26 protein-coding genes are annotated in these 23,572 nt (G+C 61.6%); 18 read left to right on the forward strand and 8 right to left on the reverse strand.

All coding sequences use genetic code 11. The features are described 5' to 3' along the window. Nucleotides 1-8: 8 nt before the first annotated feature. Nucleotides 9-1,430 carry a mannose-1-phosphate guanylyltransferase/mannose-6-phosphate isomerase gene (locus tag HKD31_RS02950; protein ID WP_194263658.1) on the forward strand — a complete coding sequence of 474 codons (1,422 nt, stop codon included), beginning with the start codon at nt 9-11 and terminating at the stop codon, nt 1,428-1,430. A gap of 31 nt (nt 1,431-1,461) precedes the next feature. Here HKD31_RS02950 and HKD31_RS02955 read toward each other — a convergent pair whose 3' ends face one another. Next, complete coding sequence (locus HKD31_RS02955; RefSeq protein WP_194263657.1) at nt 1,462-2,385, reverse strand: SDR family oxidoreductase; 924 nt, start codon at nt 2,383-2,385, stop codon at nt 1,462-1,464. After that, on the reverse strand, nt 2,382-3,788 hold the full coding sequence (locus HKD31_RS02960) for a hypothetical protein (RefSeq protein ID WP_194263656.1): 1,407 nt from the start codon (nt 3,786-3,788) through the stop codon (nt 2,382-2,384). Before HKD31_RS02960 ends, HKD31_RS02955 begins: the two co-directional genes overlap by 4 nt. Before the next feature lie 327 nt (nt 3,789-4,115). Here HKD31_RS02960 and rplM point away from each other — a divergent pair, with 327 nt between their 5' ends. The 3 genes from rplM (at nt 4,116) to HKD31_RS02975 (ending at nt 6,413) form a co-directional block, all read left to right on the forward strand. After that, the gene (gene rplM / locus HKD31_RS02965) at nt 4,116-4,589 is read left to right on the forward strand and encodes a 50S ribosomal protein L13 (RefSeq protein WP_011252036.1); all 474 of its coding nucleotides are present in this window, start codon (nt 4,116-4,118) and stop codon (nt 4,587-4,589) included. Between the two features lie 10 nt (nt 4,590-4,599). Then, nucleotides 4,600-5,091 carry a 30S ribosomal protein S9 gene (rpsI, locus tag HKD31_RS02970; RefSeq protein ID WP_062496006.1) on the forward strand — a complete coding sequence of 164 codons (492 nt, stop codon included), beginning with the start codon at nt 4,600-4,602 and terminating at the stop codon, nt 5,089-5,091. 242 nt (nt 5,092-5,333) lie between these two features. After that, nucleotides 5,334-6,413, forward strand: a complete 1,080-nt coding sequence (locus HKD31_RS02975; protein WP_194263655.1) for a branched-chain amino acid aminotransferase — start codon at nt 5,334-5,336, stop codon at nt 6,411-6,413. Nucleotides 6,414-6,447: 34 nt separating this feature from the next. On the opposite strand, the gene HKD31_RS02980 is transcribed toward HKD31_RS02975, so the two are convergent. Beyond that, nucleotides 6,448-7,044, reverse strand: coding sequence for a nucleotidyltransferase family protein (locus HKD31_RS02980; RefSeq protein WP_194263654.1), 597 nt, complete (start codon nt 7,042-7,044; stop codon nt 6,448-6,450). Continuing rightward, a complete protein-coding gene (locus tag HKD31_RS02985) occupies nt 7,041-8,012 on the reverse strand; it encodes an XdhC family protein (RefSeq protein ID WP_194263653.1) in 972 nt (323 codons plus the stop codon). Before HKD31_RS02985 ends, HKD31_RS02980 begins: the two co-directional genes overlap by 4 nt. Nucleotides 8,013-8,180: 168 nt before the next feature. Between HKD31_RS02985 and HKD31_RS02990 the strand changes: the two genes are divergently transcribed. From HKD31_RS02990 to HKD31_RS03020, 7 genes are all read left to right on the forward strand, one after another. Further along, nucleotides 8,181-9,377 (forward strand): molybdopterin molybdotransferase MoeA, encoded by a 1,197-nt coding sequence (locus HKD31_RS02990; protein WP_194263652.1) that lies wholly within the window; start codon nt 8,181-8,183, stop codon nt 9,375-9,377. Further along, nucleotides 9,367-10,401 carry a GTP 3',8-cyclase MoaA gene (gene moaA / locus HKD31_RS02995; protein WP_194263651.1) on the forward strand — a complete coding sequence of 345 codons (1,035 nt, stop codon included), beginning with the start codon at nt 9,367-9,369 and terminating at the stop codon, nt 10,399-10,401. The genes HKD31_RS02990 and moaA overlap by 11 nt, the downstream gene beginning before the upstream one ends. Nucleotides 10,402-10,446: 45 nt before the next feature. Further along, the gene (gene moaC / locus HKD31_RS03000) at nt 10,447-10,929 is read left to right on the forward strand and encodes a cyclic pyranopterin monophosphate synthase MoaC (RefSeq protein ID WP_194263650.1); all 483 of its coding nucleotides are present in this window, start codon (nt 10,447-10,449) and stop codon (nt 10,927-10,929) included. Next, entirely contained in the window at nt 10,926-11,765 is an 840-nt protein-coding gene (locus HKD31_RS03005; protein ID WP_194263649.1) for an NTP transferase domain-containing protein, read from the forward strand. The genes moaC and HKD31_RS03005 overlap by 4 nt, the downstream gene beginning before the upstream one ends. Next, nucleotides 11,762-12,274, forward strand: a complete 513-nt coding sequence (locus HKD31_RS03010) for a molybdenum cofactor biosynthesis protein MoaE (RefSeq protein ID WP_194263648.1) — start codon at nt 11,762-11,764, stop codon at nt 12,272-12,274. Before HKD31_RS03005 ends, HKD31_RS03010 begins: the two co-directional genes overlap by 4 nt. Before the next feature lie 112 nt (nt 12,275-12,386). Further along, complete coding sequence (locus HKD31_RS03015; RefSeq protein WP_196757777.1) at nt 12,387-12,977, forward strand: hypothetical protein; 591 nt, start codon at nt 12,387-12,389, stop codon at nt 12,975-12,977. After that, complete coding sequence (locus HKD31_RS03020) at nt 12,977-13,192, forward strand: hypothetical protein (RefSeq protein ID WP_062496023.1); 216 nt, start codon at nt 12,977-12,979, stop codon at nt 13,190-13,192. The genes HKD31_RS03015 and HKD31_RS03020 overlap by 1 nt, the downstream gene beginning before the upstream one ends. A 26-nt stretch (nt 13,193-13,218) precedes the next feature. Here HKD31_RS03020 and HKD31_RS03025 read toward each other — a convergent pair whose 3' ends face one another. Further along, complete coding sequence (locus HKD31_RS03025; protein WP_041112564.1) at nt 13,219-13,425, reverse strand: TOBE domain-containing protein; 207 nt, start codon at nt 13,423-13,425, stop codon at nt 13,219-13,221. Between the two features lie 131 nt (nt 13,426-13,556). After that, a complete protein-coding gene (locus HKD31_RS03030; protein ID WP_194263646.1) occupies nt 13,557-14,696 on the reverse strand; it encodes a type III PLP-dependent enzyme in 1,140 nt (379 codons plus the stop codon). 459 nt (nt 14,697-15,155) lie between these two features. Between HKD31_RS03030 and HKD31_RS03035 the strand changes: the two genes are divergently transcribed. Continuing rightward, nucleotides 15,156-16,157 carry a YihY/virulence factor BrkB family protein gene (locus HKD31_RS03035; RefSeq protein WP_338085529.1) on the forward strand — a complete coding sequence of 334 codons (1,002 nt, stop codon included), beginning with the start codon at nt 15,156-15,158 and terminating at the stop codon, nt 16,155-16,157. Between the two features lie 25 nt (nt 16,158-16,182). On the opposite strand, the gene HKD31_RS03040 is transcribed toward HKD31_RS03035, so the two are convergent. Further along, nucleotides 16,183-16,833, reverse strand: coding sequence for a septal ring lytic transglycosylase RlpA family protein (locus HKD31_RS03040; RefSeq protein WP_194263644.1), 651 nt, complete (start codon nt 16,831-16,833; stop codon nt 16,183-16,185). 153 nt (nt 16,834-16,986) lie between these two features. On the opposite strand from HKD31_RS03040, the gene aroQ reads away from it, so the two are divergent. From aroQ to HKD31_RS03060, 4 genes are read left to right on the forward strand one after another with little or no spacing between them, the layout of a single operon-like run. Next, a complete protein-coding gene (aroQ, locus tag HKD31_RS03045; RefSeq protein ID WP_041112562.1) occupies nt 16,987-17,436 on the forward strand; it encodes a type II 3-dehydroquinate dehydratase in 450 nt (149 codons plus the stop codon). Then, a complete protein-coding gene (locus tag HKD31_RS03050) occupies nt 17,433-17,888 on the forward strand; it encodes an acetyl-CoA carboxylase biotin carboxyl carrier protein (RefSeq protein WP_194263643.1) in 456 nt (151 codons plus the stop codon). Before aroQ ends, HKD31_RS03050 begins: the two co-directional genes overlap by 4 nt. Beyond that, a complete protein-coding gene (accC, locus tag HKD31_RS03055; protein WP_062509723.1) occupies nt 17,888-19,240 on the forward strand; it encodes an acetyl-CoA carboxylase biotin carboxylase subunit in 1,353 nt (450 codons plus the stop codon). Before HKD31_RS03050 ends, accC begins: the two co-directional genes overlap by 1 nt. A 14-nt stretch (nt 19,241-19,254) precedes the next feature. Beyond that, nucleotides 19,255-19,824 carry an NIPSNAP family protein gene (locus HKD31_RS03060; protein ID WP_062457514.1) on the forward strand — a complete coding sequence of 190 codons (570 nt, stop codon included), beginning with the start codon at nt 19,255-19,257 and terminating at the stop codon, nt 19,822-19,824. 85 nt (nt 19,825-19,909) lie between these two features. On the opposite strand, the gene HKD31_RS03065 is transcribed toward HKD31_RS03060, so the two are convergent. Beyond that, nucleotides 19,910-20,599 (reverse strand): YfdX family protein, encoded by a 690-nt coding sequence (locus HKD31_RS03065; protein ID WP_062496035.1) that lies wholly within the window; start codon nt 20,597-20,599, stop codon nt 19,910-19,912. A gap of 413 nt (nt 20,600-21,012) precedes the next feature. Here HKD31_RS03065 and edd point away from each other — a divergent pair, with 413 nt between their 5' ends. Together edd and eda are read left to right on the forward strand one after the other, a co-directional pair. Next, entirely contained in the window at nt 21,013-22,860 is a 1,848-nt protein-coding gene (edd, locus tag HKD31_RS03070) for a phosphogluconate dehydratase (protein ID WP_194263642.1), read from the forward strand. 12 nt (nt 22,861-22,872) lie between these two features. Continuing rightward, nucleotides 22,873-23,496, forward strand: coding sequence for a bifunctional 4-hydroxy-2-oxoglutarate aldolase/2-dehydro-3-deoxy-phosphogluconate aldolase (gene eda / locus HKD31_RS03075; RefSeq protein ID WP_194263641.1), 624 nt, complete (start codon nt 22,873-22,875; stop codon nt 23,494-23,496). Nucleotides 23,497-23,572 lie beyond the last annotated feature (76 nt).

The following is a 23,572-nucleotide window of genomic DNA, read 5'->3' on the forward strand; positions in this document are numbered from 1 at the left end:
AAGCCCCCATGTCCCAGAAGATCGTTCCAGTCATTCTCTCCGGTGGATCAGGCAGCCGTCTGTGGCCGGTTTCGCGCAGCAGCTACCCCAAGCAGTTCTGGCCTCTCCTGTCGAAACATACCCTGATCCAGGAAACGGCGCTGCGCGGCGCGCGGGCAGGGCTGGCGGATCCGATCGTGATCTGTAATGCCGAGCACCGCTTCATCGTCGCGGAACAGCTGCGGGATGTCGGGGTTGAAAACGCCCGGATCGTCCTCGAACCCGTGGGCCGTAATTCCGCCCCGGCCATCGCTGCAGCCGCGTTCCTGGTAGCCGAGACGGATCCGGACGCCATTCTGTGGATCATGGCTGCGGATGCGGCCATTACCGATGAGGCAGCTCTCTACTCCGCGCTTGAACATGCTGTTGCCGCAGCAGCCCAGGGACGGATCGTGACGTTCGGAATGAAGCCTACACGCGTCGAGACGGGCTATGGCTATATCGAGAGTGGTGCGCCCCTTTCTGGCCTTGAAGGCGTTTATGAAGTCTCGCGTTTTGTCGAGAAGCCGGATGCCGTGACGGCCGAAGCATTTTTCCGTGATGGGCGGTATCTGTGGAATTCCGGCATGTTCGTCACCCAGGCCGGTGTTTTCCTTTCCGAGATCCAGACCTTCGAGCCTGCGATCCACGAGCATGTCGGGCAGGCCGTCCGGGGCCGCCGGAGCGATCTTGATTTCGACCGGCTGGACGATGCGAGCTTCCGTCAGGCACCGGATATTTCCGTGGATTATGCCGTAGCCGAGCGGACGAAACGGGCGGCCGTGGTGCCGGGAACATTCGGCTGGTCGGATATCGGTAGCTGGGATGCGCTGTGGGAGCTGACGTCCAAGGATGAAGCGGGCAATGCGACGTTCGGGGATGTTTTCCTCGATGACGCGCGCAACTGCTATGTCCGCTCGGACGGAATCGTGGCCACGGTCGCCGGTGTGGAAGATCTGATCGTCGTCGTGACGCAGGATGCCGTCATGGTCTCGCATCGTGACCGGGCGCAGGACGTCAAGCACATGGTCAGCCGTCTGAAGAAGGCTGGCCGCAGGGAAGCCGTGGCCCATAACCGCATGTATCGTCCGTGGGGCTTCTATGAAAGCCTGATCCAAGCGGACCGGTTCCAGGTCAAGCGGATCGTGGTTGAGCCAGGCCAGAAACTCTCGCTACAGAAGCATTTCCACCGCGCCGAGCACTGGGTTGTCGTGGGGGGCACGGCAGTTGTCACCCGTGATGCCGAGCAGATCATGGTGCGTGAAAACGAGAGCATTTATCTGCCGCTGGGCTGTGTGCATCGGCTTGAGAATCCGGGGCGGATTCCGCTGACCCTTATTGAGGTGCAGTCCGGTCCTTACCTGGGCGAAGACGATATCGTCCGGATCGAGGACGTCTATTCCCGGAACTGATGCGGACCGGAGGGCCTGATCCTTGCGCGGATCAGGGCTCCTGTTTCTGGTGGGTTCGGTTTCCAAACAGATGGTGCAGCCCGTTGGCGAGCGGAACGGGCGTGACGCCCAGACGCTGTTCCATCGAGCTGACATCGAAATTCTTGTCTTCCAGAAGGCGGCGGATTTCTTCCGGCGCGATCTGCGGCAGTCTGCGGATATGCCGCGTCAGATGAGACAGCGCCATGAGCATCCATCCCGGCAGTGAGACGATGGGACGGCCGCCAAGCCCCGCGAAATACAGCACCATGCGCACGAATGTCCGGTAAGCCACCGCCGTCGGACCGGCAATCACGATGCTCTCCGGCCCCGTGACGTCTCCGTTCTGGATCAGATGTATGGCCGAGACCAGACAGCGCGTGACGTCCCGCTGGTCGATGGGCTGCACGAGGGCACGGCCGCCGCCAGGAAGCGGGATGACGGGCAGACGTTCCAGCAGCTTCGCCAGCCGCTGCACATTGTCTTCGCCCTGGGCACCATAGATCATGGTCGGATGAAGAATGATCGACGGGCGCCCGTCGGCCTTGAGGGCCGCTTCGCCTGCGAGAACACCCCGTCCGTGATCGTCGGGCCAGCGCGTGAACTTGCGGGTGCTGCCCAGCGCTACGATAGGGGCTTTCGTAGCGGCCAGAATGGCGGGCAGGTGGCGCGCATGGGCAGTGTTGACGACAACCGCCGCATCTTCGAACGCCAAGGCCAGCGTGGCGCTGTCCGTAAGGTCAGCGATCCGCACGGCCTGACAGGCTTCTGCGATGTCTGGCGCGAGATTGCCCTGGCTGCGCACGACGGCAATGATCTTCTGGCCTTCAGCCAGAAGCGCGCGGCAGAGCGCGGATCCTGAGCGGCCGCTGGCGCCGATGATGCAGACCGGGCCTTTCGCAGGCGATGACGGGTTTGGGATGTTTCCGGTCGTCATTGCGCGGAAGCCTTCAGATCGGGGGAAGCGAGAAATGCCAGCATCGAGGCCGGGGAAGAGAAGGCGTCATTGAGGACCCGGAGGGAGACGGGCGTTCCGGAAGCATAGGTTACCGTCAGGGTGCGGCCAGCCGGATTAGCGACATAATCCGGAATCGCGCTCAGGGCCGGATTGACGGAAAGGGCCGTCTGCAGGACCTGCGCAGCCTGCTGGCGGAGCTGGTCCGCCGTCATGCCATTCCCGGCCTGCCGGGCGGACAGGACGAATCCGGTATCGAGAAGCCTGTCTCCCTTCAGTGAGAAGCTCACGTTTTGCAGGGCCGTCGACTGGAGCATCTGCTGCGGTGAGGAATGACCTTGCGCAAAATCCGTCTGAACGGTCCGGGCACTGGCCGTCAGGGTCATGAAACCCGGGACCGTGAGGGACGCGTCCGTTTGGGACGTGTGATCGTCCAGATTCGAGATCTGGACAGAATGGGCGGTCGACCCAGCGCCGTTGATCGGGAAGGGCAGCTTCTCGTCGCTCTGGAAATGAAAGCCCTTCAGATCCTGCGTCATGGTCGCGGTCTGGTTCTCCAGCGTTCCCGTCCCGTGCAGTTCATCGAGCCGGATTGTGCCTGATGTCATGCTCAGCCTGAAATTGCGGGCCGCAAAACTCTCGGGTGGGGCCATGTGCGGCGGCAGGGGATGGTGGTCCCACAGGGCTGCAACCTGGGCGGCGAGATCCTTCTGCCTCAGGTCAAGCCGCTCCAGACTGGCCTGTCCGCTGACAAGCTGCGGCTCCTGACCGGGGGCGTGAACGGTCCGCTCGTATGCGATGGTCGACCCTTCGGTGCGGAGCGTCGTGACGAGGGCGGGGCCGTAGTTGTCCAGCGTGAGACGACCGGAAAACAGGCTGTGTACATTGATCGGGCCGGGTGAGGGCGAGGGGACGAGGTTCTGGACCGAAAGCTGCTCGATCTGTCCGTGCGCGAGAGCGATATGTGCGGGATCGATTCGGGAATGGCCGTCCGTTGCGGGCCGGGAGGGCGGCAGAACCAGTTGGCGCAGGCTGAGCGTGCTGCCATGGATGATCTGCGTCGGCGTCTGAAGGAACGGTTCGCGGACTTCGACGGCGCGGATGGAGAGGCCACCATCCGGCGTCGGGCGGGGATGGCCCAGCCGCATCCGGGAGGCGCGCAGGGTGAGTGATCCGTCCCGCAGGGTGATGTCGGTCAGGGTCGCGCCCAGCGAGAGAATGGCCGGGTGTGCACTTCCATAAGTGAATGTCGTCCCGGGCGGGAGAGCCGCGCGGAAGCTTGAAAGGCCGCGGACCAGCTCCATGTGGGCTTCGTGGTGAACGCCGGCCATGCCGATCACGGCCGTTACCGAAATCAGGCTCGCCGTGAGCCAGGGTCTTTTCACGTTGATGTTCCTGTCTGAAACGGCCCCGCACAGGCGTCGGGCGCGAACGGTCTGTGTTGCGGCAGGATACCATTGTCGCGACATGGGGCAATGCAGACGTCGCTTTTGTTGCGGTAACGGGATACCATATAGCTGAAAATGGCGGAAAACTCCTGCGAATCACATAATTCAATGTGTGAACGGGGCTTGACGCGCGCGCTGAGGACGGCAATAAGGCCCCACCTGATCCGCTTCGCCGGAGAAGAGGGTGCTTTCGGGCACCGTTTTCGCTGCAAGCGCCATCCACGGTGCGGCCTGAGGGTCGTGCCCCAAGCTGGAATGTCACTAATGAAGACCACACGTTCGCTGAAGCCAGCGGAGGTGACGAAGAACTGGGTGCTGATCGACGCCGAAGGGCTCGTTCTCGGCCGTCTCGCCACCATCATCGCCACCCGCCTGCGCGGAAAGCACAAGCCGCAGTTCACCCCGCACGTTGATTGCGGCGACAACATCGTCGTCATCAACGCCGAGAAGGTCGTTCTGACGGGCAACAAGGTTGGCCAGAAGCTGTTCCACTACCACACGGGTCATCCGGGTGGTATCAAGGAGCGCACCATCACGCAGCGTCTCACGGGCAAGAACCCGGGTGAAGTTGTCGAGAAGGCCGTCGAGCGCATGATCACCCGTGGTCCTCTGCAGCGCGCCCAGATGAAGCACCTGTATGTCTATGCCGGTTCCGAGCATCCGCATGACGGCCAGAAGCCTGTCAAGCTGGACGTTGCTGCGATGAACCGCAAAAACACCGTAACCCACGAGTCGTAAGGCCTGTATCATGTCCGAGACCCAAGAGCGCACCGGCACGCTGCAGGACCTTGCGAGCGTTGCTCCTGCCGTTACCTCCAACGCTGCCCCGGTTCACGAAGTCAAGCGTGATGCCCAGGGCCGTTCCTACGCAACCGGCCGTCGTAAGGACGCCGTGGCCCGCGTGTGGATCAAGCCTGGCAAGGGTGACATCATCGTCAATGGCCGTCCGGTCACGACGTATTTCGCCCGTCCGGTTCTGCGCATGCTTCTGACGCAGCCGTTCCTGATTTCCGACCGCTACAACCAGTTCGACGTGTACTGCACGGTGACCGGTGGCGGTCTGTCCGGTCAGGCTGGTGCTGTCCGTCACGGTATCTCCCGTGCACTGACGTATTACGAGCCGAGCCTGCGTGGCATCCTGAAGGCTGCCGGCTTCCTGACGCGTGACAGCCGTATTGTCGAGCGTAAGAAGTACGGCCGTGCGAAGGCACGTCGTTCCTTCCAGTTCTCGAAGCGCTGATTTTTTCAGCCTTTTCGAACGGCGGAAAGCCCGGCCAGAAATGGCCGGGTTTTTTTGTGGCTGATTTCGGGTGCCATGCGCCTGCCTGTGAATAAAAAACCAAAAATCATCGCTATGACGGATTTTAATTTCAATAAATAAATTTTAAACGAAACAAACTTTCTATATCGCCAGCGGGAAGCATGTATGGCAGAGTGCAGCCGCTGTTTTTGAGACCAGAATCTGCGGAAGATGTTTTCCCCATGACGCCCTTCATCATTGAAAAGACCGAAACCCCGACCGATCCCGTCAAGCGGACCGAACTGCTCGCCAACCCGGCTTTCGGGCGTGTTTTCACCGATCACATGGCTCTCATCAGCTACTCCGCTGACAAGGGCTGGCATGATGCGAAGATTACGCCGCGTCGCCCGCTGAGCATTGATCCGGCATCGACGGTCCTGCATTACGGGCAGGAGATCTTCGAAGGCATGAAGGCCTATCGTGAGAAGGACGGCCATGTCGCCACCTTCCGCCCCGAAGCCAATGCGTCTCGCTTTGCCGCCTCTGCCCGTCGCATGGGCATGGCCGAGCTGCCGGAAGATCTGTTTGTTCAGGCCGTGGATGAACTGGTACGCGTGGATCAGGATTGGGTGCCGTCCGGTGAGGGACAGAGCCTTTATCTGCGTCCGTTCATGATCTCCAACGAAGTGTTCCTGGGCGTGAAGCCGGCGACGGAATACCTGTTCATCGTCATCGCCTGCCCGGTCGGCGCCTATTTCAGCTCTGGCTGTGTATCCGTCTGGGTGTCCGAACACTACACGCGCGCTGCCATCGGTGGCACGGGTGAAGCCAAGTGTGGCGGTAACTATGCCGGCAGCCTGATTGCCCAGGCCGAAGCCAAGGACAAGGGCTGCGACCAGGTTCTGTTCCTTGATGCGCGCGAGCGTCGCTTCGTTGAGGAAATGGGCGGCATGAACGTGATGTTCGTGCGCAAGGACGGCAAGATCGTCACCCCGCCGCTGGGTGGCACCATCCTGCGTGGCATCACCCGCAACAGCCTGATCCAGCTTGCCGCCGATCAGGGGATCGAGGTGCTTGAAGAGCCAGTCGATATCGACGAGCTTTTCTCGGGTGCGGCTTCGGGCAAATACACGGAAGCCTTCGCCTGCGGCACGGCGGCGGTTCTTTCGCCGATCGGAAAATTCGTGCGTCCGACGGGTGAAGCCGTGTTCGGTGACGGCAAGACGCCTGGCCCGGTCTCGCAGCAGCTTAAGAAGGCCCTGACGGATGTGCAGGGCGGCCGGACGAACGACGTCCATGGCTGGATCCACCGTATTTCCTGACGCCTGCCAGCCGGGTTCGTAAGGACCCGGCTTTTCAGTCCCGGTCGATCCAGCCGGCACGAACCGCAGCATCAAGCTGCTCCGGCGTGTCGATATCGAAGCCGAGTTCGGGCGCGCAGACGCAGATCGGCGCAGTTTGCGTGTTCTTCCAGAGTTGCCGCAGGCCGGTATCGCCCTGCAGGCCCTGGATACGCTGCTGTGTTGCCGGGCTCAGCAGCACCGGAATGCCCCGCCCGTCTTCGCCATAAGACGTGATGACATCTTTCCCGTCGGCGTCCTGTTCCAGAAGACCATGAAGATGCCGTTCGGTCAGGCAGGGCTGATCAGTTCCGGCGATCAGGAGCGGGAGGCTGCTCCCGGCGAGCGCCTGATGACCGCATCTGAGCGATGATGCCATGCCGGTCTGCCAGTCTTCATTCCGAACCAGAACGACATCGAGCCCTGCAAGGGCCTGCCGTATCGCGGCTTCAGCACCGCCCGTCACGACAACAAGATGCTCCGGTCGTGTTGCCAGCAGGAGCCGGGCGACATATCGCACCAGAGGGACACCGCCGATGCTCAGAAGCTGTTTGGGGCGGCCGAGACGGGTGCTTCCCCCCGCGGCCAGAAGAAGGGCGGAATGGCGTTTCATCGGGGCCGTGTCGCGATCATCTGGGTCAGGATGGAGAGCGCGATTTCCATCGGGGTCCGGGCGCCGATTTCCAGTCCCGCTGGCAGGTGCAGGCGGCTGAATGCCTCTTCCGGGACCCCGGCTGCCCTGAGGGCTTCAAGCCGGCCCGGAATCTTGCGCCTGCTTCCGAGAATGCTGACGCAGAATGCTTCGGATTTCAGGGCATGGGCTGTGAGAGTCAGGTCGGAAAGAGCGTCGTGCGTCAGGCTGTAGACGGCCGTCCACCGATCGAGTGAGAGCGTGGGAAGGGCGGCGTCCAGACTCCCGCGGATATAGCGTGCTGGCGAGAGGCCGGGCGGCGGTTCGGGGGGGCCGTAGGGCCGGAGCAGGATAGTCTCGAGTCCCATGAGGCCGGACAGGCTCAGGAGCGCAAGCGTAATGGGATCCCCGCCAGAGAGGATCAGGCGCAGGGGCGGCAGATACTGACGAAAGAAGCGACCGGCCTCGTTTCCGGTGGGGTGTGCCTCCTCGCAGAACCGCATGTTGCCCGTGTTGAGATCAGTCAGGAGCGTGACCGGCCTGCGGTTCTCCCGGGCCGCTCTGAGGGCTGCGACATGGGCAGGAAGGTCCGGTACGGGCCGCACGAAAATCCCGATGCGGCCGCCGCAGGTGAGCTGGATGTCCAGAACCGGACTGCCCGCGCCATAATCCAGCATCCGTGGCTGTCCGTCTTTCAGGCACTCCAGGGCCTCTGCGCGCACGGCAGCTTCCACGCAGCCGCCGGACACATAGCCCTGAACTTCACCGTCCTCGCAGATCGCCATTTCGCTCCCCAGCGGACGCGGGGAAGAGCCGGTGATACTGACCAGCGTTGCGAGGGCGGCGCGTTTCCCCTCAGCGGACCAGCGTTCCAGTGTGGGAAACAAATCGTCTGTCAGGCCATAAAGCGGCCACTGGGGAAGGGGAGAAAACTGTGCCGCGGCCGTCATGGAGGGGTCCTGATGCTCTTTGGTGGCATAAGGGTAACGCCAAAGACGATTATGACATACCCTTTCACCCTCAGACTGTTGATCCGTAGGCCATGAGGTCTATATCGGCAGGGAATACAGCGTCGGCATTCAGCCAGCGGAACAGACACGGCAGCGACCGGAGCGGAAATGAGTGAACTCCTGAGCGTTACACGGGCCATGGAGCTTGTGCTGGATTATGCCGGCAGCTTCGGGACCGAGACGGTTGATCTGACGATGGCGGCCGGGCGTATCCTCCAGCAGCCAATCCGCGCCGAACGCGCCCAGCCGCCTTATGACCGGGTAATGATGGACGGCATTGCCTTCCGCCACGGGAGCGGTCCAACGCTGGTGTCGCACGGAATCCAGCGTGCCGGGGCGCCGGGGCAGCCGCTTCCGGAAGGACATGTCTGTCTTGAAGTCATGACAGGGGCCGTTCTGCCTGAGGGGGCGGATACGGTTCTTCCGGTGGAGCGTCTCGTCCGGGAAGGTCGGCTGATCCGCTTTGAAGAGGGTTATGAGCCGCGCAAGGGGCAGTTCATTCATCGCCGGGGTTCCGACTGTGCGGCGGGAACGGAGCTTCTCGCGCCAGGTCAGCGTCTTGATGGCCCCGCCCTCGCTGTTCTGGCGGGAAATGGTCATGCCCAGGTTAGCGTATCGCGGATTCCGTCCATCGGGATTGTGGCCACGGGCGATGAACTTGTGGATGTCAGCGCACCGGTACGGGACTGGGAGATCCGGCGTTCCAATGAATACGCCCTGACGGGTGCTCTGCTGTCATGCGGCTTCAACTGCATCGAACGGTCCGTCGTACCCGATGATCTCGCGGAGACGATCGTGGCCCTGCGCGAACAGCTCTCGCGTCATGACGTCCTGATCCTGAGCGGCGGCGTGTCGATGGGAGCGTTCGATCATGTCCCTAAGGCGCTGTCGAAAATCGGGGTGGAGCGGGTCTTCCATAAGGTGGCACAGCGTCCGGGCAAGCCGCTTTGGTTCGGCGTTGGCCCCGAAGGGCAGCGGGTGTTCGGTCTGCCGGGCAATCCGGTGTCTGCCACGACCTGCGGCGTGCGTTACGTCATGCCGATGCTTCTGGCCGGGCAGGGGCTGTGTCGTCCCGAGCCTTACACGGTCATGCTCGATGCAGAGGCCGATCTGATCCCGACGCTGACCCGTTTCCTGCCGGTCAAAGTCCGCCATGACGCTACGGGACAGGCTCTCGCAACACCGTGCCCCATGCCGACCTCTGGCGATTTCAGCTTCCTGGCATCTACGGACGGATTTGTGGAACTGCCGCGCGGTGAAGGTGTGGCCCCCCGTGGAACAGCTGCGATGTTTCATGGCTGGTAACCAGACGCCTGTTCTGACCGATCGCTTCAGCCGTCCGCTCCATGACCTGCGGATTTCCGTCATGGACCGCTGCAATTTCCGCTGCCCCTACTGCATGCCGGAAGCGACCTATCACGAGCATTTCCGCTTTCTGGAACCGAAAGAGCGCCTGAGCTTCGACGAGATCGAGCGTGTGGCGCGTGTGGCGGTTTCGCTCGGCGTCCGCAAGCTGCGGCTGACGGGTGGGGAGCCGCTTCTGCGTCCGAAACTGCCGGAACTCGTGGCGCGTCTGGCCGCCATTGAAGGCGTGGAAGATATTGCCCTGACCACCAATGGCGTCCTGCTGGAACGGCATGTCCGGGATCTGAAAGAGGCCGGGCTGAACCGCGTGACGGTCAGCCTCGACAGTCTGGATCCGGCCGTTTTTGCACGGATGAGTGGTGGCCGGGCGCAGCTTGAGCCGGTTCTGGATGCGATTGACAGCGCCGCGCAGGCCGGATTTTCAGGCGGCGTGAAGCTTAATACCGTCATCCAGCGTGGACTGAACGATGCGGGTGTCGAGGCTCTGGCCGAACGCTTCCGTCATAGCGGCGTCGTGCTGCGCTTCATTGAATATATGGATGTCGGGACGCGCAATCACTGGGAGCGCTCGGAGGTTGTCCCGTCGCGTGAACTGCGCGAACGGATTGACGCCTGTTGGCCGCTCGAACCCGTGGATGCGCATTATCGTGGGGAAGTGGCCCAGCGGTACCGCTATTGCGACGGGGCTGGGGAAGTCGGCTTCATTTCTTCCGTCACGGCACCATTCTGCGGAGACTGCTCCCGTGCGCGTCTGTCGTCGGAAGGGCAGCTTTATACCTGTCTGTTTGCTTCGGAAGGAACGGATCTGCGCACGCTTTTACGCAGCGATGCGGACGACGCAGCCCTGCGCGACCTACTGGCCGGGGTGTGGCGCCGCCGGACGGACAGGTATAGTGAGGAACGGGCTGCCTCTTCGGATGCGCCCGCACGACGCCGCATCGAGATGAACTATATCGGCGGCTAGAATCGGTGGCCAGAATTCGGTGACCAGACCGGGAGATCGAAGACGATGAAGACGCTCACCCATGTCAACGAGCGCGGCGAGGATCCGCGCATGGTCGATATCAGCGGCAAGGATGTGACGGAACGCAGCGCTCATGCCCAGGCGCGTCTGGTTTTCCCGTCCGAGATGGCGCGGACCCTGTCTGAAGCCGGTTTCATGACGGCCAAGGGTGCGGTGCTGACCGTGGCGCAGATTGCGGGCGTGATGGGCGTGAAATCGACGTCGCAACTGATCCCGCTGTGTCATCCGCTCTCGCTCAGTGGTTGTCGGGTGGACATCACGATCGAAGGTGATGAAGCGGTGATCGACTGCCGGGTTTCGTGCAAGGGGCGCACGGGCGTGGAAATGGAAGCGCTGACAGGCGCGTCCGTGGCCGCGCTCACGATCTACGACATGTGCAAGGCCATGTCCCATGACATGGTCATCCGCGAGGTCAGGCTGATGGGCAAGGCCGGCGGTAAGCGCGACTTCCAGCGGATTGAATCATGACACCACTTTACGGCCTGATCCTTGCGGGCGGTGCCAGCAAACGCATGGGAACGGACAAGGCCGCGCTCGACTATCACGGCAAACCGCAGCTTCAGGCGGCGTTCGAGGTTCTGACACCTGTTGTGGACCGGTGTTTTGTTTCAGTGAGGCCGGATCAGGCGTCCGACCCACTGCGGTCCAGCTTTCCACAGATCGTTGATACGGTAGACGTTGACGGACCGGCAGCGGGTCTGCTGTCGGCCCATCGGGCTTATCCGGATGTGGCCTGGCTGGTTCTGGCCTGTGATCTGCCGATGCTGGATCGCGGCACGCTCGACACCCTGATTGCCGCGCGGGATGGAGAGCATGTCGCCGTGTCCTATCGCAGCGAGCATGACGGTCTGCCCGAACCGCTCTGTGCCATCTGGGAGCCGGAAGCGCTTGATCGTCTGGAAAAGCAGGTTGCGGGTGGGCGCATCTGTCCGCGCAAGCTGTTGATCAACAGTCCGACGAAGCTGCTGGAACCGCATAGCCGCGGTGCGCTCGATAACATCAATACGCCGGAGGAACGCGACGATGCGGCCCGGCGCCTGAAGGATCTGCCGGGAGGGCCGATGATTCGCCTGACACTGGAATATTTCGCACAGCTCCGGGAGCTTGCCGGAACGCGGGAGCAGTCGCTCGAGACCGCCTTCGCGACCGTGGGGCCGCTTTACGAGGAACTGCGTGAGAAATACGCTTTTCCGTTCGAAGCCTCGAAGCTTCGTGTAGCGATCAATGGCGATTTTGCGCCCTGGACACAGACTCTGAAGGACGGGGACCATATCGTGTTCATTCCGCCGGTGACGGGCGGATGAGCCGCTTTCGCATGGCGTCCGCGCCCGTGGATCTGAACGTGCTGCGTGAGGATCTTCATCTGGCCGAGGCAGGCGGGTTCTGTACGTTTGAAGGCTGGGTCCGCAACAGGAACGAGGGCCGTCCGGTGGATGGTCTGGAATATGAATCCTATGAGGCGCTGGCCCAGCTCGAAGGCGAGCGGATCGTGGCCGAGGCTCTGGAGCGTTTCGAGATCAGCCAGGCCGTGGCGATGCACCGCACGGGAAGCCTGAAAGTCGGGGATGTCGCGGTCTGGATCGGGGTCTCGGCGCCTCACCGGGATGCGGCGTTCCGGGCCTGTCGCTACATCATCGACGAGATCAAGCACCGGGTGCCTGTCTGGAAGAAGGAACATTATCTGGACGGGGATGCCGAATGGGTGGCCTGCCATCACTGCCAGACTGCTCCGCGTGCCTCGGAGACGGGGACGCATGATCACGATCATGACCACGGCCACGATCATGGAAGCTGCGGCCACCATCATCACTGACTGAGCGTTTCCGCGGGACCATATCTTTATGCCCTGCGGAGCGTTTTTAAGTTGTAATTGCAAATCATTCTCAATTAGGGTGACTCCGGTTCTGCTGATTCGGAGTTTTCCCATGACACGGCTGTCGCTTTCCCTGTCCGACCTCTGCTGCTGTGAACGCCTCGCGCTGTGGAGTATCCGCTGCCTCATCAGCCATTACCGCTTGCCAAGCTGCCCCGAGACAAAAACGACCGACGGTCTGTTTCCCGCCTGTTTCCGCCCGGCCCTTGATGCTGCGGAAGGGGCCTTTGCGGACGCCACCCACCTTCTGAAAGTTGCGGATCAGCCGCGTCTTGCGGTGAACGCACCGGGCATGCAGTCTCTCACGGCACTGGAGGAACGGTTCCTGCGCGGGATCATCGCGGCCCAGAACGAGGGCCAGCGCGAGGTTTTCGTGCTTCTGGCCGAAGTCTTCCCTGACAGGTTCGTCCAGGGCTGCCTGGCCACCGCGCTGACCCTTCTGGCGGACTGTCTGGCAGGGGCCGGGCACTGGCTGCCGAAGAAACTGCTGAAAGACGAGACCACGATTTCGGGGGGAGGGGCGCTGTCCTCGATCAGCCGCTGGCGATCGGTCAGTCCGTCGCGGATGCGGGTTCTCTGGCCGCAGGATAGTGGGCCCTTACATGCTGGCATGTCGCATGACGCCAGCCGGGTGATGCACTGATGATGTCGCTGAGTGGGCGCCCCGTCCGGAACGGGGCAGAACCGCAGCGTCCGGGACTTGAGGAACTGGAACACATGACGGTCTGTCTGCTGCTATTGGCTGTCGGAGCAGTCGGGTTCTGCTGGCTGGCGTGCCTGAACCTTGAGATTTCCGTGGAAGATCTTCTTTCCGCGCTCGGATACCAGTCCGGACTGGAAGCGTCATTCAGGAACTGAGGCTCCCGAAGGCGCTTCCTTGACGATCAGTCCACGCCGACCATGACGCTGGACGCCTTGATGACGGCGTAGGCCTCTTTGCCGACTTCGAGGCCCAGATCCGCGACGGCTTCATTGGTGATGGCGCTGGTAATGACCGTGCCGTTGACGTCGATCGTGATGTGAGACGTCGTCGCACCCTTGAGGATGTTCGTGATCCGGCCCTTGAGCTGGTTACGTGCGCTGAGCTTCATGAAAAAACCTTCCATAAGGATGGCAGACAGGAATGCCTGTCTGTTCCATATCGGAAGACTTTACGCCCGCGTCCAGAGAGACGGATCTGGAAAATGCTTCCGGACCCCGATTGATCCGGAGAGGGCCGTTTTCAAATGTAATATTCGGTCAGCGGCGGGAAGCCGTTGAAGCCCACGGAGGCGTAGGTCGAGACATACGCGCCCGTGGCGAGGATCTCGACCCGGTCCCCACATTCCAGAGAGTCCGGCAGGGGGATGCGGTTCTTCTCGTACATGATATCCACGCCGTCGCAGCTTGGGCCGGCGACCACGCAGGGGGAGCGGGTGGCGTCGTCTGAATCGCGGGATGTGCGGAAAGTGTAGCGGATGGCTTCACCTTCCGTCTCGGCCAGGCCACCGAAGCGCCCGATATCAAGATAGACCCAGCGCGGATCGGTTACGGCACCGCCGCGACGGCTGACGAGAATGACCTCGCTCGACACCACGCCGGACTGCCCGACCATGTAGCGGCCTGGCTCCAGCAGGATTTCAGGCGCACCGTCCGGAAAATGCGTCCTGAGGGACGCATGGATCGTGTCGGCGAAATCCTGAACGGAGGGCACGTTCTCGCGGTAATGCGTCGGGAAGCCGCCACCCAGATTAAGCATCTGAAGGTCCACGCCCTGCGCGCGCAGATCATGATACAGGCCGGCCGCCTTGGCGATCGCATGATCATAAGCGGCAACGCCCGTCTGCTGGCTGCCGACATGGAAGGACAGGCCGTAAGGCTTCAGGCCCAGTTCACGGGCACGCAGCATCAGCGCGTGCGCGTTGCTCAGCGTGGTGCCGAACTTGCGCGACAGGGGCCAGTCCGCGCCTTCGTTCTCGACGGCCAGGCGGCAGAAAACGCGCGCGCCGGGAGCGTGCTTTGCAAGCTTTTCCAGTTCTTCGATGCTGTCGAAAACGAACAGGCTGATGCCCAGATCATGCGCTTCGCGGATCCATTCGGCTTTCTTCAGCGTGTTGCCGTAGGAAATCCGGTCAGGCGTCGCGCCGGCGTCCAGGCACATCCGGATTTCCGCAGGGGATGCGACATCGAAGGACGAGCCCAGGGCCACAAGGCGGTCGAGGATGGCCGGGGCCGGGTTGGCCTTGATGGCGTAATAGATTTTCGCTTCCGGGAGCGCATCGTGCAGGGCACGGTAATGCGCCCCGACGACGTCGAGATCGACGACGAGGCAAGGGGTTGCCGGCTGCTGCTCGGCAAGGAAGCGGGTGATTTTGGGAGTCATGACACTCAATTCCCAGAACCGGACTCGTCAGGGAACGATATCGCCCTGCGAGTATGTTGCGAAACGGTCGAACGGACCGGCGAATAGCGGGAATCCGTAAAGGGTGGATTCCTGAAGGCCAGAACGCTTGACGTCGTTGCGTAACCTCGAGTGGGCCAGTGGCACGTGCGTTGCTGCGTGAGGGCGGGATATGAGACTAAATCCCCCGCCACGCAACCGATAATTTTGCATTGTGATGGTTTTGCCAATATTGGTGAGCTGAATCAGGGCGAATTCGGAACGCTGAAGGCATCTTCCGCGTCTGTACTGGCTCATGTCGTTCAATCCGGACTGTTCGTTACGGATATTCCGGTACGGAACGGCAAAGACGCCAAGACTGCTGCCCCCAACAGGACACTGCCGAGGACACCCTGCGTGAGTTTGACCCCCGAATCTGCGACCCTCTCCGGCTCCCGAACCGTGCCGGGACATGCCGTACCTTCGGACGCCGGACACTCACCTGCTGCGGCAGGCACAACGGATTCGGAACCCGTGTCCTCTCCGGACAGGCTGCACCATGCGGCCTGGCGCGTCATCGCAAAGCATCTGTTTGCCGAAGTCGGCTCAAGCCAGACATCCCTGTCGGCAGCGGGTTGCGCCTTCTACGCCACACTTTCCCTCTTTCCTGCCATTTCCAGCCTGATTTCCCTTTATGGCCTGGCATTTGATTTGCAGACGGTCGAGCCGCAGCTCGAAGTCCTCCGGCATCTCCTACCTCCCTCGGCTTACGATCTGATCGGGGACCGGATTCACGAACTGATTTCCCAGCCTCATTCGTCCCTGACGATCGGGCTGATCTTCTCGCTCGCGGTCGCCCTCTGGTCGGCTTCGGCGAGCACGAAGTCGATCCTGTCTGCGCTCAACATGGCCTATAATGCGCAGGAAACCCGGAGCTTCCTGAAATTTCAGGCCATCGCGCTGTCCACCACGCTGACGGCCATTCTGGGGGCCGCGCTGACCCTGGCCCTGATGGTGGCCGCGCCGGCACTTGTGGATTACCTGCCGCGTCACGTCAGTTTCCTGAGCGATCCGCCGTTTCCGGTTGATCTGCTACTCTCTTACGGCGCGCCGATGGTCGTGCACACGCTCGCGCCGCTTCTGATGCTGCTGTTCGTCTTCATCGCAGTGACGCTGCTCTACCGGTTTGCGCCCTGCCGCGTGCATACGCAGTGGCGCTGGATTTTTCCGGGTTCGGCGCTGGCAACCGTCCTGTGGGTCATCACGTCGCTCGGCTTTTCATGGTATGTCGCGCATTTCGCAAGCTACGGTGCAACCTACGGACCGCTCGGTGCCGTAGCTGCCATCATGATGTGGTTTTTCGTGAGTGCGTATGTGGTGCTGTTCGGGGCGGAACTGAATGCCAGCCTCGAGGCCCGGGCCGGTCAGAGGCAAGAAGTACCCCCTCAGACAGGAGCAGCCTGACAGTCAGGTCAGGCCACCGTAAAGATCAGTGATGGTGGTGCGGCGTACGATGTGTGCCGCTGCCCTGCCGTGAGGCAGGGGCGATGCTGGTTCCCGCTGCCTGAATGGCCTGTGCGCTCGTGTCCGACGGATCGGCCTCGGCCACTTCCGGCTCTGTGGCGGGATGCACGGACGGCGCAATATCCGTCATTTTCGCAATCGTGACATGGGCCGTGCCCGCACCGAGCATGCCGATCTTTGCGGCGGCGGCATGAGACAGATCGATGATGCGGCTGTTGAAAGGCCCACGGTCATTGACCGTTACCACGACGGAGCGTCCCGTATCCTGCGACGTCACGAGAAGCTTCGTGCCGAGGGGCAGGGAAGGATGCGCTGCTGTCAGATCGTTGGTGTTGAATGTCGTCCCGCTGGCCGTGCGGTGTCCATGAAAGTGCCGTCCATACCAGCTTGCCATTCCATGCTGGGACCATGCGTGCGCGGCCTGGTGGGCACGGTTTGCAAGTGCAGCCCGAACGGAGTCTGCCCAGCTCGTCTTCGGCGTCCCATCAGCAGCAGAATCGTCGCTCGCGTGAGCGGCGTGATGACTGGCCAGCCCGGCAAGCGCCACGGCGAACGTCATGTTGCGCAGGGGGATGCAACGGAAGGGATTGCGAAGGACAGACAGATCAAAGCGCACTATATCAGGTTCTTCTCCAGTGGACGGGACGGGCTCAGATCGTACCAGATAGCACAAAAATGCGGCCCTGTCCCCTTTTGGACACCCTGAAGACGGCAGCAATAGGGCAATGACGCTTTCATGACAGCTCCGAAAGTGCTATCGCGCGGCCAGATGAAACGCCCTCTGATCACCGTTCTCAACGGTCCGAATCTCAACATGCTGGGTCTTCGCCAGCCCGGAATCTATGGTCACGCCACGCTCGATGATGTCGAGCAGGTGTGCATTCAGGCTGCCGAACGGCTTGATGTCGCCATTGATTTCCGCCAGACGAACGGAGAGGGTGAACTCGTGTCCTGGGTGCAGGAATGTCGCGGCCGTGCAGACGGAATCGTGATCAATCCTGCCGCTTACGGGCATACCTCGATCGCCCTGCTCGATGCGCTTCTGGCGGTCGAGCTTCCCGTGGTTGAGGTTCATATTTCCAATATCCATCGCAGGGAGCCGTTCCGTCATCACACCTACGTCTCGCAGGCCGCCATCGGCGTGATCTGTGGCCTCGGCGTCAGGGGATACGCGCACGCGCTTCAGGCAATAACCGACATGATCGAAGACGAAGGATGAGCCGTATGCTCGTGGACAAGGATGCCATTCGGGCATTGGCCGATATTCTGACGGAAACCGGCCTGACCGAAATCGAGATCTCCGAAGCTGACAGCCGGATCCGTGTGGCCCGCAATGTCAGCGTGGTCCAGGCTGCTGCTCCGGCCGCCGCGCCTGTGGCACCTGTTGCCCCGGTCGCCGCAGTGCCCGTTACCGCTCCGGCAGATCCGGCCAAGCATCCGGGCATGGTTCCGAGCCCGATGGTCGGCGTGGCCTATCTGACGCCGGATCCGGCATCCCCGCCATTTGCGGTTGAAGGTCAGCTGGTTGCTGCCGGTCAGACGATCATGCTCATCGAAGCCATGAAGACCTTCAACCAGATCAAGGCGCCCCGCGCCGGTACGCTGACGAAGTTCCTGGTCGAGTCCGGTCAGCCGGTCGAGTTCGGCGAAGCCCTGGCGATCATCGAGTAATGATTTCCAAGGTCCTCATTGCCAACCGGGGCGAGATCGCGCTGCGTATCCAGCGCGCCTGCCGCGAGATGGGCATCAAAACCGTTGCCGTGCATTCGACGGCAGACGCCGATGCGATGCATGTGCGTCTTGCCGATGAAGCCGTCTGCATCGGTCCGCCGAGCGCACGCGACTCCTATCTGAACGTGGCTGCTATTCTTTCGGCTGCGACGATCACGGGAGCGGACGCCATTCATCCGGGCTATGGCTTTCTGTCGGAAAATGCCGAATTTGCCGAGACCGTGGAAGAACACGGCCTCGCGTTCATCGGCCCGACAGCCGAGCATATCCGCACGATGGGCGACAAGATCACGGCCAAGACGACCATGCGCGCGCTCGGCGTGCCGCTGGTTCCGGGCTCTGATGGCGCCCTGCCGGATCTTCAGGCCGCTCGTGAAGTGGCTGAGAAGGTCGGTTATCCGGTCCTGATCAAGGCTGCCGCCGGTGGCGGTGGACGCGGGATGAAGGTCGCCCAGACCGCGGATGATATCGAGGAAGCCTGGTCAGTGGCTCGTGCGGAAGCCCGTGCAGCCTTCGGCAATGACGAGGTCTATCTCGAGAAGTACATGAACCGTCCGCGTCATATCGAGCTTCAGGTTCTCGGTGATGCGCATGGCAACGTCGTACATTTCGGTGAGCGTGACTGTTCGCTCCAGCGCCGTCACCAGAAGCTTCTGGAAGAAGCCGGTTCGCCGGCCCTGACGGATGCCGAGCGTGAGGAGATCGGCCGCACCGCGACCGAGGCCCTGTCACGCATGGGCTATCGCAATGCCGGAACGCTTGAGTTCCTGTATCAGGACGGTCAGTTCTGCTTCATCGAGATGAACACGCGTCTTCAGGTCGAGCATCCGGTGACGGAGATGGTCTGCAATGTGGATCTCGTGCGCGAGCAGATCCGCATCGCATCCGGTGAACCGCTCGGTTACACGCAGGCTGACGTCAAGATGTCCGGCCATGCGATCGAGTGCCGCATCAATGCGGAAGATCCGGAAACCTTCATGCCGAGTCCCGGCACGATCAAGGTGTTCCATGCGCCGGGTGGGCTGGGTGTCCGCATGGACAGCGCTATTTACGCTGGCTATCGCATCCCGCCTTACTACGACAGCATGATCGCCAAGCTGATTGTTCACGCCCCGACCCGCGCCGAAGCTATTGCCCGCATGCAGCGTGCCCTGGACGAATGCGTGGTTGACGGTGTGAAGACGGTTATTCCGCTGCATCAGAAGATTCTGGCGGACCCGTCTTTCCAGAAGGGGGATTATACGATCCACTGGCTGGAGAATTTTGTCGCTGCCCAGCAGGCAGGGAAATAAACCGGAGACAGCCCATGAGTTACGCAGAAACCATCGTTCTCGATGTCCGTATCGGACAGATGCCGCAGGTGGTTTCTGCTCTCACAGGGCGTGACGGGCTCGCCGTCTGGGTGAGCGAGATCGGTGTTCTGAACCGGGTTGTCCTCTTCCGGACGGCAGACACCTATGACGCCCTTCTGGAAGGGCGTCCGGATGTGCTTGCAGCCATTCCGGAAGAACCTGTGCAGAATGTCGAGGTGACAAGCTGGCGCGTCATTTCCCCGCTGCTTCCGGCCGGGGAGCACGGCAGCCTCTATGAATGGCGCTGCTACGATCTGAAGCTTGGACAGGTCGGGAACGTGGAAGAGGCTTTTGCCGCTGCGGTTCCGGCACGTCTGGAACTGTCTCCGCTGCTTTGCGGGATGATCTCGATCGAGGGAACGCCCCGGCTGGCGCATATCTGGCCGTATGCGGACATGAATGCCCGTCTGGAGATCCGGGCGCAGGCTGTGGCCAGCGGTGTGTGGCCGCCGAAAATCGGTGGCGGTCTGGTTGCTATGGAAAATGCGATCCTGCTTCCGGCACAGGGCTCCGCCTGGAGCTGAGATATCCTGAAAGACAGGCACAAAAAAAGCGCTGCAGGTCAGACCTGCAGCGCTTTTTTTTATCTGAGGGCAGGGCCTTTGAAGATTACTTCGTGGCAGCTGCCGGAGCCGCGGTGGCCGGGGCCTGTGATTCAACGGCGTTTTCAGACACGAAGATCACCGAATCCAGAGCCTGGTTCAGCGCATCAACGGCGTCCTGCGGGTGATGGCCTTCCGTGAACACGGTCGCACGATAGACTGCGCCCTGAACCGGCGTGATGGGAGCAAGGGCCAGGATGAAGTCTGCATCTTCGCCGACGACCTTCATGGTCTCAGCGGCCTGATCCGTATTGCCGGATTTCAGTTGTGCATTTGCCGAGGCAACAGCCGTCTTCTTTTCGGGAGCAAGCGTTTCGTTCACGATGAACTCACCGCCAACCGGGAGCCAGTCGGTCTGGCCCACGACAGGCTGATGGTTGGCTGCAACGGGATGCTGAGGGGCAGGGTGCAGATCGTTCTCGGCGGCCTGAAACTTCTTGTCTGCCTTTTCAGCGGCGGCGAGACGCTTCTGGGCGTCATAAAGCGCCGGGATGGCGGCTTCGGTCTTGCCGCCCGTCTGGAGGATGTCGCGGGCGTTCATGATGTCCTGGAAAGCGCGCTGTCCATCAGCGGAAAGGTGATGAAAAGCCCGGTGTGCCTTGAACTGCTCCCAGTGTGAGTGAAGTGAAGCGGCACCGGCCAGAGGTGTTGCGCAGAGAAGGGCTGAAATCGCAGCCATGGCGGGAATGAATTTCATGATATCGTCTCCGTGAATATTCGGTTCTGACTCTCATGGATATTTCATGGGGACAGATCGGGCAAATTACCGATCATTTAGTGACTGTGGGCGTGGCTGATTTCTTTTGCAGCCGTGCCCCGCACTGCGCGTCAGCCTTCGTGCGGAGGCATCCGGGATTTATGAAAATCGGTATTAACACATCTTATTCACATTGTTGCTCTGATGGTGTTATTTTTGGAACTAAGAGACCATATGGCGTGATGTCTTGAAATAAAAATGAGAATATCAAGGTTTTCATTTGCGGATGGCTTGCTCTGGGAAGGGGCTTTCCGTATGTACGATGCCTCAATCACGATACCGTGCCTTGCGCCGGAAAGTCGGCCTTTCCGCAAGCGCATTGCAGGTATCAGCCGAGTAGCGAGTATTTCCAGATGTCTCTGAATCCCGTCGTCGAGAGCGTGACTGCCCGTATCATCGAGCGTTCCAAGGTCTCCCGGCGTCGGTACCTCGCCCTGATGGAACGAAACCGGGCCAAGGGTGTGCTCCGGCCCAAGCTAGCCTGCGGCAATCTGGCCCATGCCATCGCGGCATCCAGCCCCGACAAGCCTGATCTGATGCGTCCCACCGGGACCAATATCGGCGTGATCACGACCTATAACGACATGCTCTCGGCGCATCAGCCTTATGGCCGCTATCCCGAGCAGATCAAGCTGTTCGCCCGTGAAGTCGGTGCCACGGCCCAGGTTGCGGGCGGTGCGCCTGCCATGTGTGACGGTGTGACGCAGGGGCAGGAGGGCATGGAGCTTTCCCTGTTCTCCCGTGACGTGATTGCCATGTCCACGGCGGTCGGGCTGAGCCACGGCATGTTCGAGGGCGTGGCGCTGCTGGGCATCTGCGACAAGATCGTACCTGGGCTGCTGATGGGCGCGCTGCGCTTCGGTCATCTCCCGGCCATGCTGATCCCGGCAGGCCCGATGCCGTCCGGTCTTCCCAACAAGGAAAAGCAGCGCATCCGTCAGCTTTATGTGCAGGGCAAGGTCGGTCAGGACGAGCTGATGGAAGCAGAAAACGCCTCCTATCACAGCCCGGGTACCTGCACGTTCTATGGCACGGCCAATACGAACCAGATGATGGTCGAGATCATGGGCCTGATGATGCCGGACTCGGCCTTCATCAATCCCAACACGAAGCTGCGTCAGGCGATGACCCGCTCGGGCATCCATCGTCTGGCCGAAATCGGTCTGAACGGCGAGGATGTGCGTCCGCTTGCCCATTGCGTGGATGAAAAGGCCATCGTGAATGCGGCAGTGGGACTGCTGGCGACGGGTGGTTCGACTAACCATTCGATCCATCTTCCGGCCATTGCCCGGGCCGCCGGTATCCTGATCGACTGGGAAGACATCAGCCGCCTGTCCTCTGCAGTTCCGCTGATCACCCGTGTTTATCCGAGCGGTTCCGAGGACGTGAACGCGTTCAACCGCGTGGGTGGCATGCCGACCGTGATCGCCGAACTGACGCGTGCCGGAATGCTGCACAAGGACATCCTGACGGTGTCACGTGGCGGTTTCTCTGATTATGCCCGTCGCGCTTCGCTGGAAGGCGATGAGATCGTCTACACCCACGCGAAGCCGTCCACCGACACCGATATCCTGCGCGATGTGGCTACGCCTTTCCGCCCCGATGGCGGTATGCGCCTGATGACCGGTAATCTGGGCCGCGCGATCTACAAGAGCAGCGCCATCGCGCCCGAGCATCTGACCGTTGAAGCGCCGGCACGGGTCTTCCAGGACCAGCATGACGTCATCACGGCCTATCAGAATGGCGAGCTGGAGCGTGATGTTGTCGTGGTCGTCCGGTTCCAGGGACCGGAAGCCAACGGCATGCCGGAGCTTCACAAGCTGACGCCGACGCTCGGCGTGCTTCAGGATCGCGGCTTCAAGGTGGCTCTGCTCACGGATGGTCGTATGTCCGGTGCGAGCGGCAAGGTGCCGGCCGCCATTCATGTCGGTCCCGAAGCGCAGGTTGGCGGACCGATCGCCCGCGTGCGGGACGGTGACATGATCCGCGTCTGTGCCGTCACGGGACAGATCGAGGCTCTGGTGGATGCCGCCGAGTGGGAGAGCCGCAAGCCGGTTGCTCCGCCGCTCCCAGCATTGGGAACGGGCCGCGAACTGTTCGCGCTGATGCGTTCGGTGCATGATCCGGCCGAGGCTGGAGGGTCGGCCATGCTGGCCCAGATGGATCGCGTGATCGAAGCCGTTGGCGACGACATTCACTAAGGAAGAGTTCTGATGATCGATACTGCCAAACTCGACGCCGTCATGGGCCGCTGTCCGGTCATGCCGGTGCTGGTGGTCAATGACGTAGCTCTGGCTCGCCCGATGGCTGAGGCTCTGGTGGCTGGTGGACTGTCCACGCTGGAAGTCACGCTGCGCACGCCCTGCGCCCTGGAAGTGATTGAGGAAATGTCGAAAGTGCCGGGCGCGCTGGTCGGTGCGGGAACGGTGCTGAATCCGTCCGACATGGACCGTGCCGTGAAGGCTGGTGCCCGCTTCATCGTCAGCCCCGGCCTGACCGAGGCGCTGGCAAAGGCGTCGGTCGAGCATGACGTTCCGTTCCTGCCGGGCGTCGCCAATGCGGGTGACATCATGCGCGGTCTGGATCTGGGCCTGTCACGCTTCAAGTTCTTTCCGGCCGTGACGAATGGCGGCATTCCTGCGCTCAAGAGCTTGGCCAGTGTTTTCGGCAGCAATGTCCGCTTCTGCCCCACGGGCGGCATTACGGAAGAGAGTGCGCCGGACTGGCTGGCCCTTCCGTCCGTGGCCTGCGTCGGCGGGTCCTGGGTGACGGCCGGCACGTTCGATGCGGATAAGGTCCGGCAGCGCGCCACGGCTGCGGCACTCTTGACGGTCTGACCGAACCGCTTCTGGTCTGATCGTCAAAGCGTTTTTCGGATGCCGTCAGAATGTTGCGGCATCCGTGAACGTTTTG

This window comes from Gluconobacter potus (assembly GCF_015244705.1).
Classification (GTDB): Bacteria; Pseudomonadota; Alphaproteobacteria; order Acetobacterales; family Acetobacteraceae; genus Gluconobacter; species Gluconobacter potus.

Bases quoted from the DNA above. Each gene is read 5' to 3' on its own strand.
- HKD31_RS03025 (WP_041112564.1), bottom strand. From the start codon at position 13,425: ATGAAGCTCAGCGCACGTAACCAGCTCAAGGGCCGGATCACGAACATC.
- HKD31_RS03065 (WP_062496035.1), bottom strand. From the start codon at position 20,599: ATGAAATTCATTCCCGCCATGGCTGCGATTTCAGCCCTTCTCTGCGCA.
- HKD31_RS03020 (WP_062496023.1), top strand. From the start codon at position 12,977: ATGATGTCGCTGAGTGGGCGCCCCGTCCGGAACGGGGCAGAACCGCAG.
- rplM (WP_011252036.1), top strand. From the start codon at position 4,116: ATGAAGACCACACGTTCGCTGAAGCCAGCGGAGGTGACGAAGAACTGG.
- moaC (WP_194263650.1), top strand. From the start codon at position 10,447: ATGAAGACGCTCACCCATGTCAACGAGCGCGGCGAGGATCCGCGCATG.
- moaA (WP_194263651.1), top strand. From the start codon at position 9,367: ATGGCTGGTAACCAGACGCCTGTTCTGACCGATCGCTTCAGCCGTCCG.
- HKD31_RS02975 (WP_194263655.1), top strand. From the start codon at position 5,334: ATGACGCCCTTCATCATTGAAAAGACCGAAACCCCGACCGATCCCGTC.
- HKD31_RS03010 (WP_194263648.1), top strand. From the start codon at position 11,762: ATGAGCCGCTTTCGCATGGCGTCCGCGCCCGTGGATCTGAACGTGCTG.
- HKD31_RS02990 (WP_194263652.1), top strand. From the start codon at position 8,181: ATGAGTGAACTCCTGAGCGTTACACGGGCCATGGAGCTTGTGCTGGAT.
- HKD31_RS02950 (WP_194263658.1), top strand. From the start codon at position 9: ATGTCCCAGAAGATCGTTCCAGTCATTCTCTCCGGTGGATCAGGCAGC.
- HKD31_RS03030 (WP_194263646.1), bottom strand. From the start codon at position 14,696: ATGACTCCCAAAATCACCCGCTTCCTTGCCGAGCAGCAGCCGGCAACC.
- rpsI (WP_062496006.1), top strand. From the start codon at position 4,600: ATGTCCGAGACCCAAGAGCGCACCGGCACGCTGCAGGACCTTGCGAGC.
- HKD31_RS03015 (WP_196757777.1), top strand. From the start codon at position 12,387: ATGACACGGCTGTCGCTTTCCCTGTCCGACCTCTGCTGCTGTGAACGC.
- HKD31_RS02980 (WP_194263654.1), bottom strand. From the start codon at position 7,044: ATGAAACGCCATTCCGCCCTTCTTCTGGCCGCGGGGGGAAGCACCCGT.
- HKD31_RS02955 (WP_194263657.1), bottom strand. From the start codon at position 2,385: ATGACGACCGGAAACATCCCAAACCCGTCATCGCCTGCGAAAGGCCCG.
- eda (WP_194263641.1), top strand. From the start codon at position 22,873: ATGATCGATACTGCCAAACTCGACGCCGTCATGGGCCGCTGTCCGGTC.
- HKD31_RS03050 (WP_194263643.1), top strand. From the start codon at position 17,433: ATGAGCCGTATGCTCGTGGACAAGGATGCCATTCGGGCATTGGCCGAT.
- HKD31_RS02985 (WP_194263653.1), bottom strand. From the start codon at position 8,012: ATGACGGCCGCGGCACAGTTTTCTCCCCTTCCCCAGTGGCCGCTTTAT.
- HKD31_RS03005 (WP_194263649.1), top strand. From the start codon at position 10,926: ATGACACCACTTTACGGCCTGATCCTTGCGGGCGGTGCCAGCAAACGC.
- HKD31_RS03060 (WP_062457514.1), top strand. From the start codon at position 19,255: ATGAGTTACGCAGAAACCATCGTTCTCGATGTCCGTATCGGACAGATG.
- aroQ (WP_041112562.1), top strand. From the start codon at position 16,987: ATGAAACGCCCTCTGATCACCGTTCTCAACGGTCCGAATCTCAACATG.
- edd (WP_194263642.1), top strand. From the start codon at position 21,013: ATGTCTCTGAATCCCGTCGTCGAGAGCGTGACTGCCCGTATCATCGAG.
- accC (WP_062509723.1), top strand. From the start codon at position 17,888: ATGATTTCCAAGGTCCTCATTGCCAACCGGGGCGAGATCGCGCTGCGT.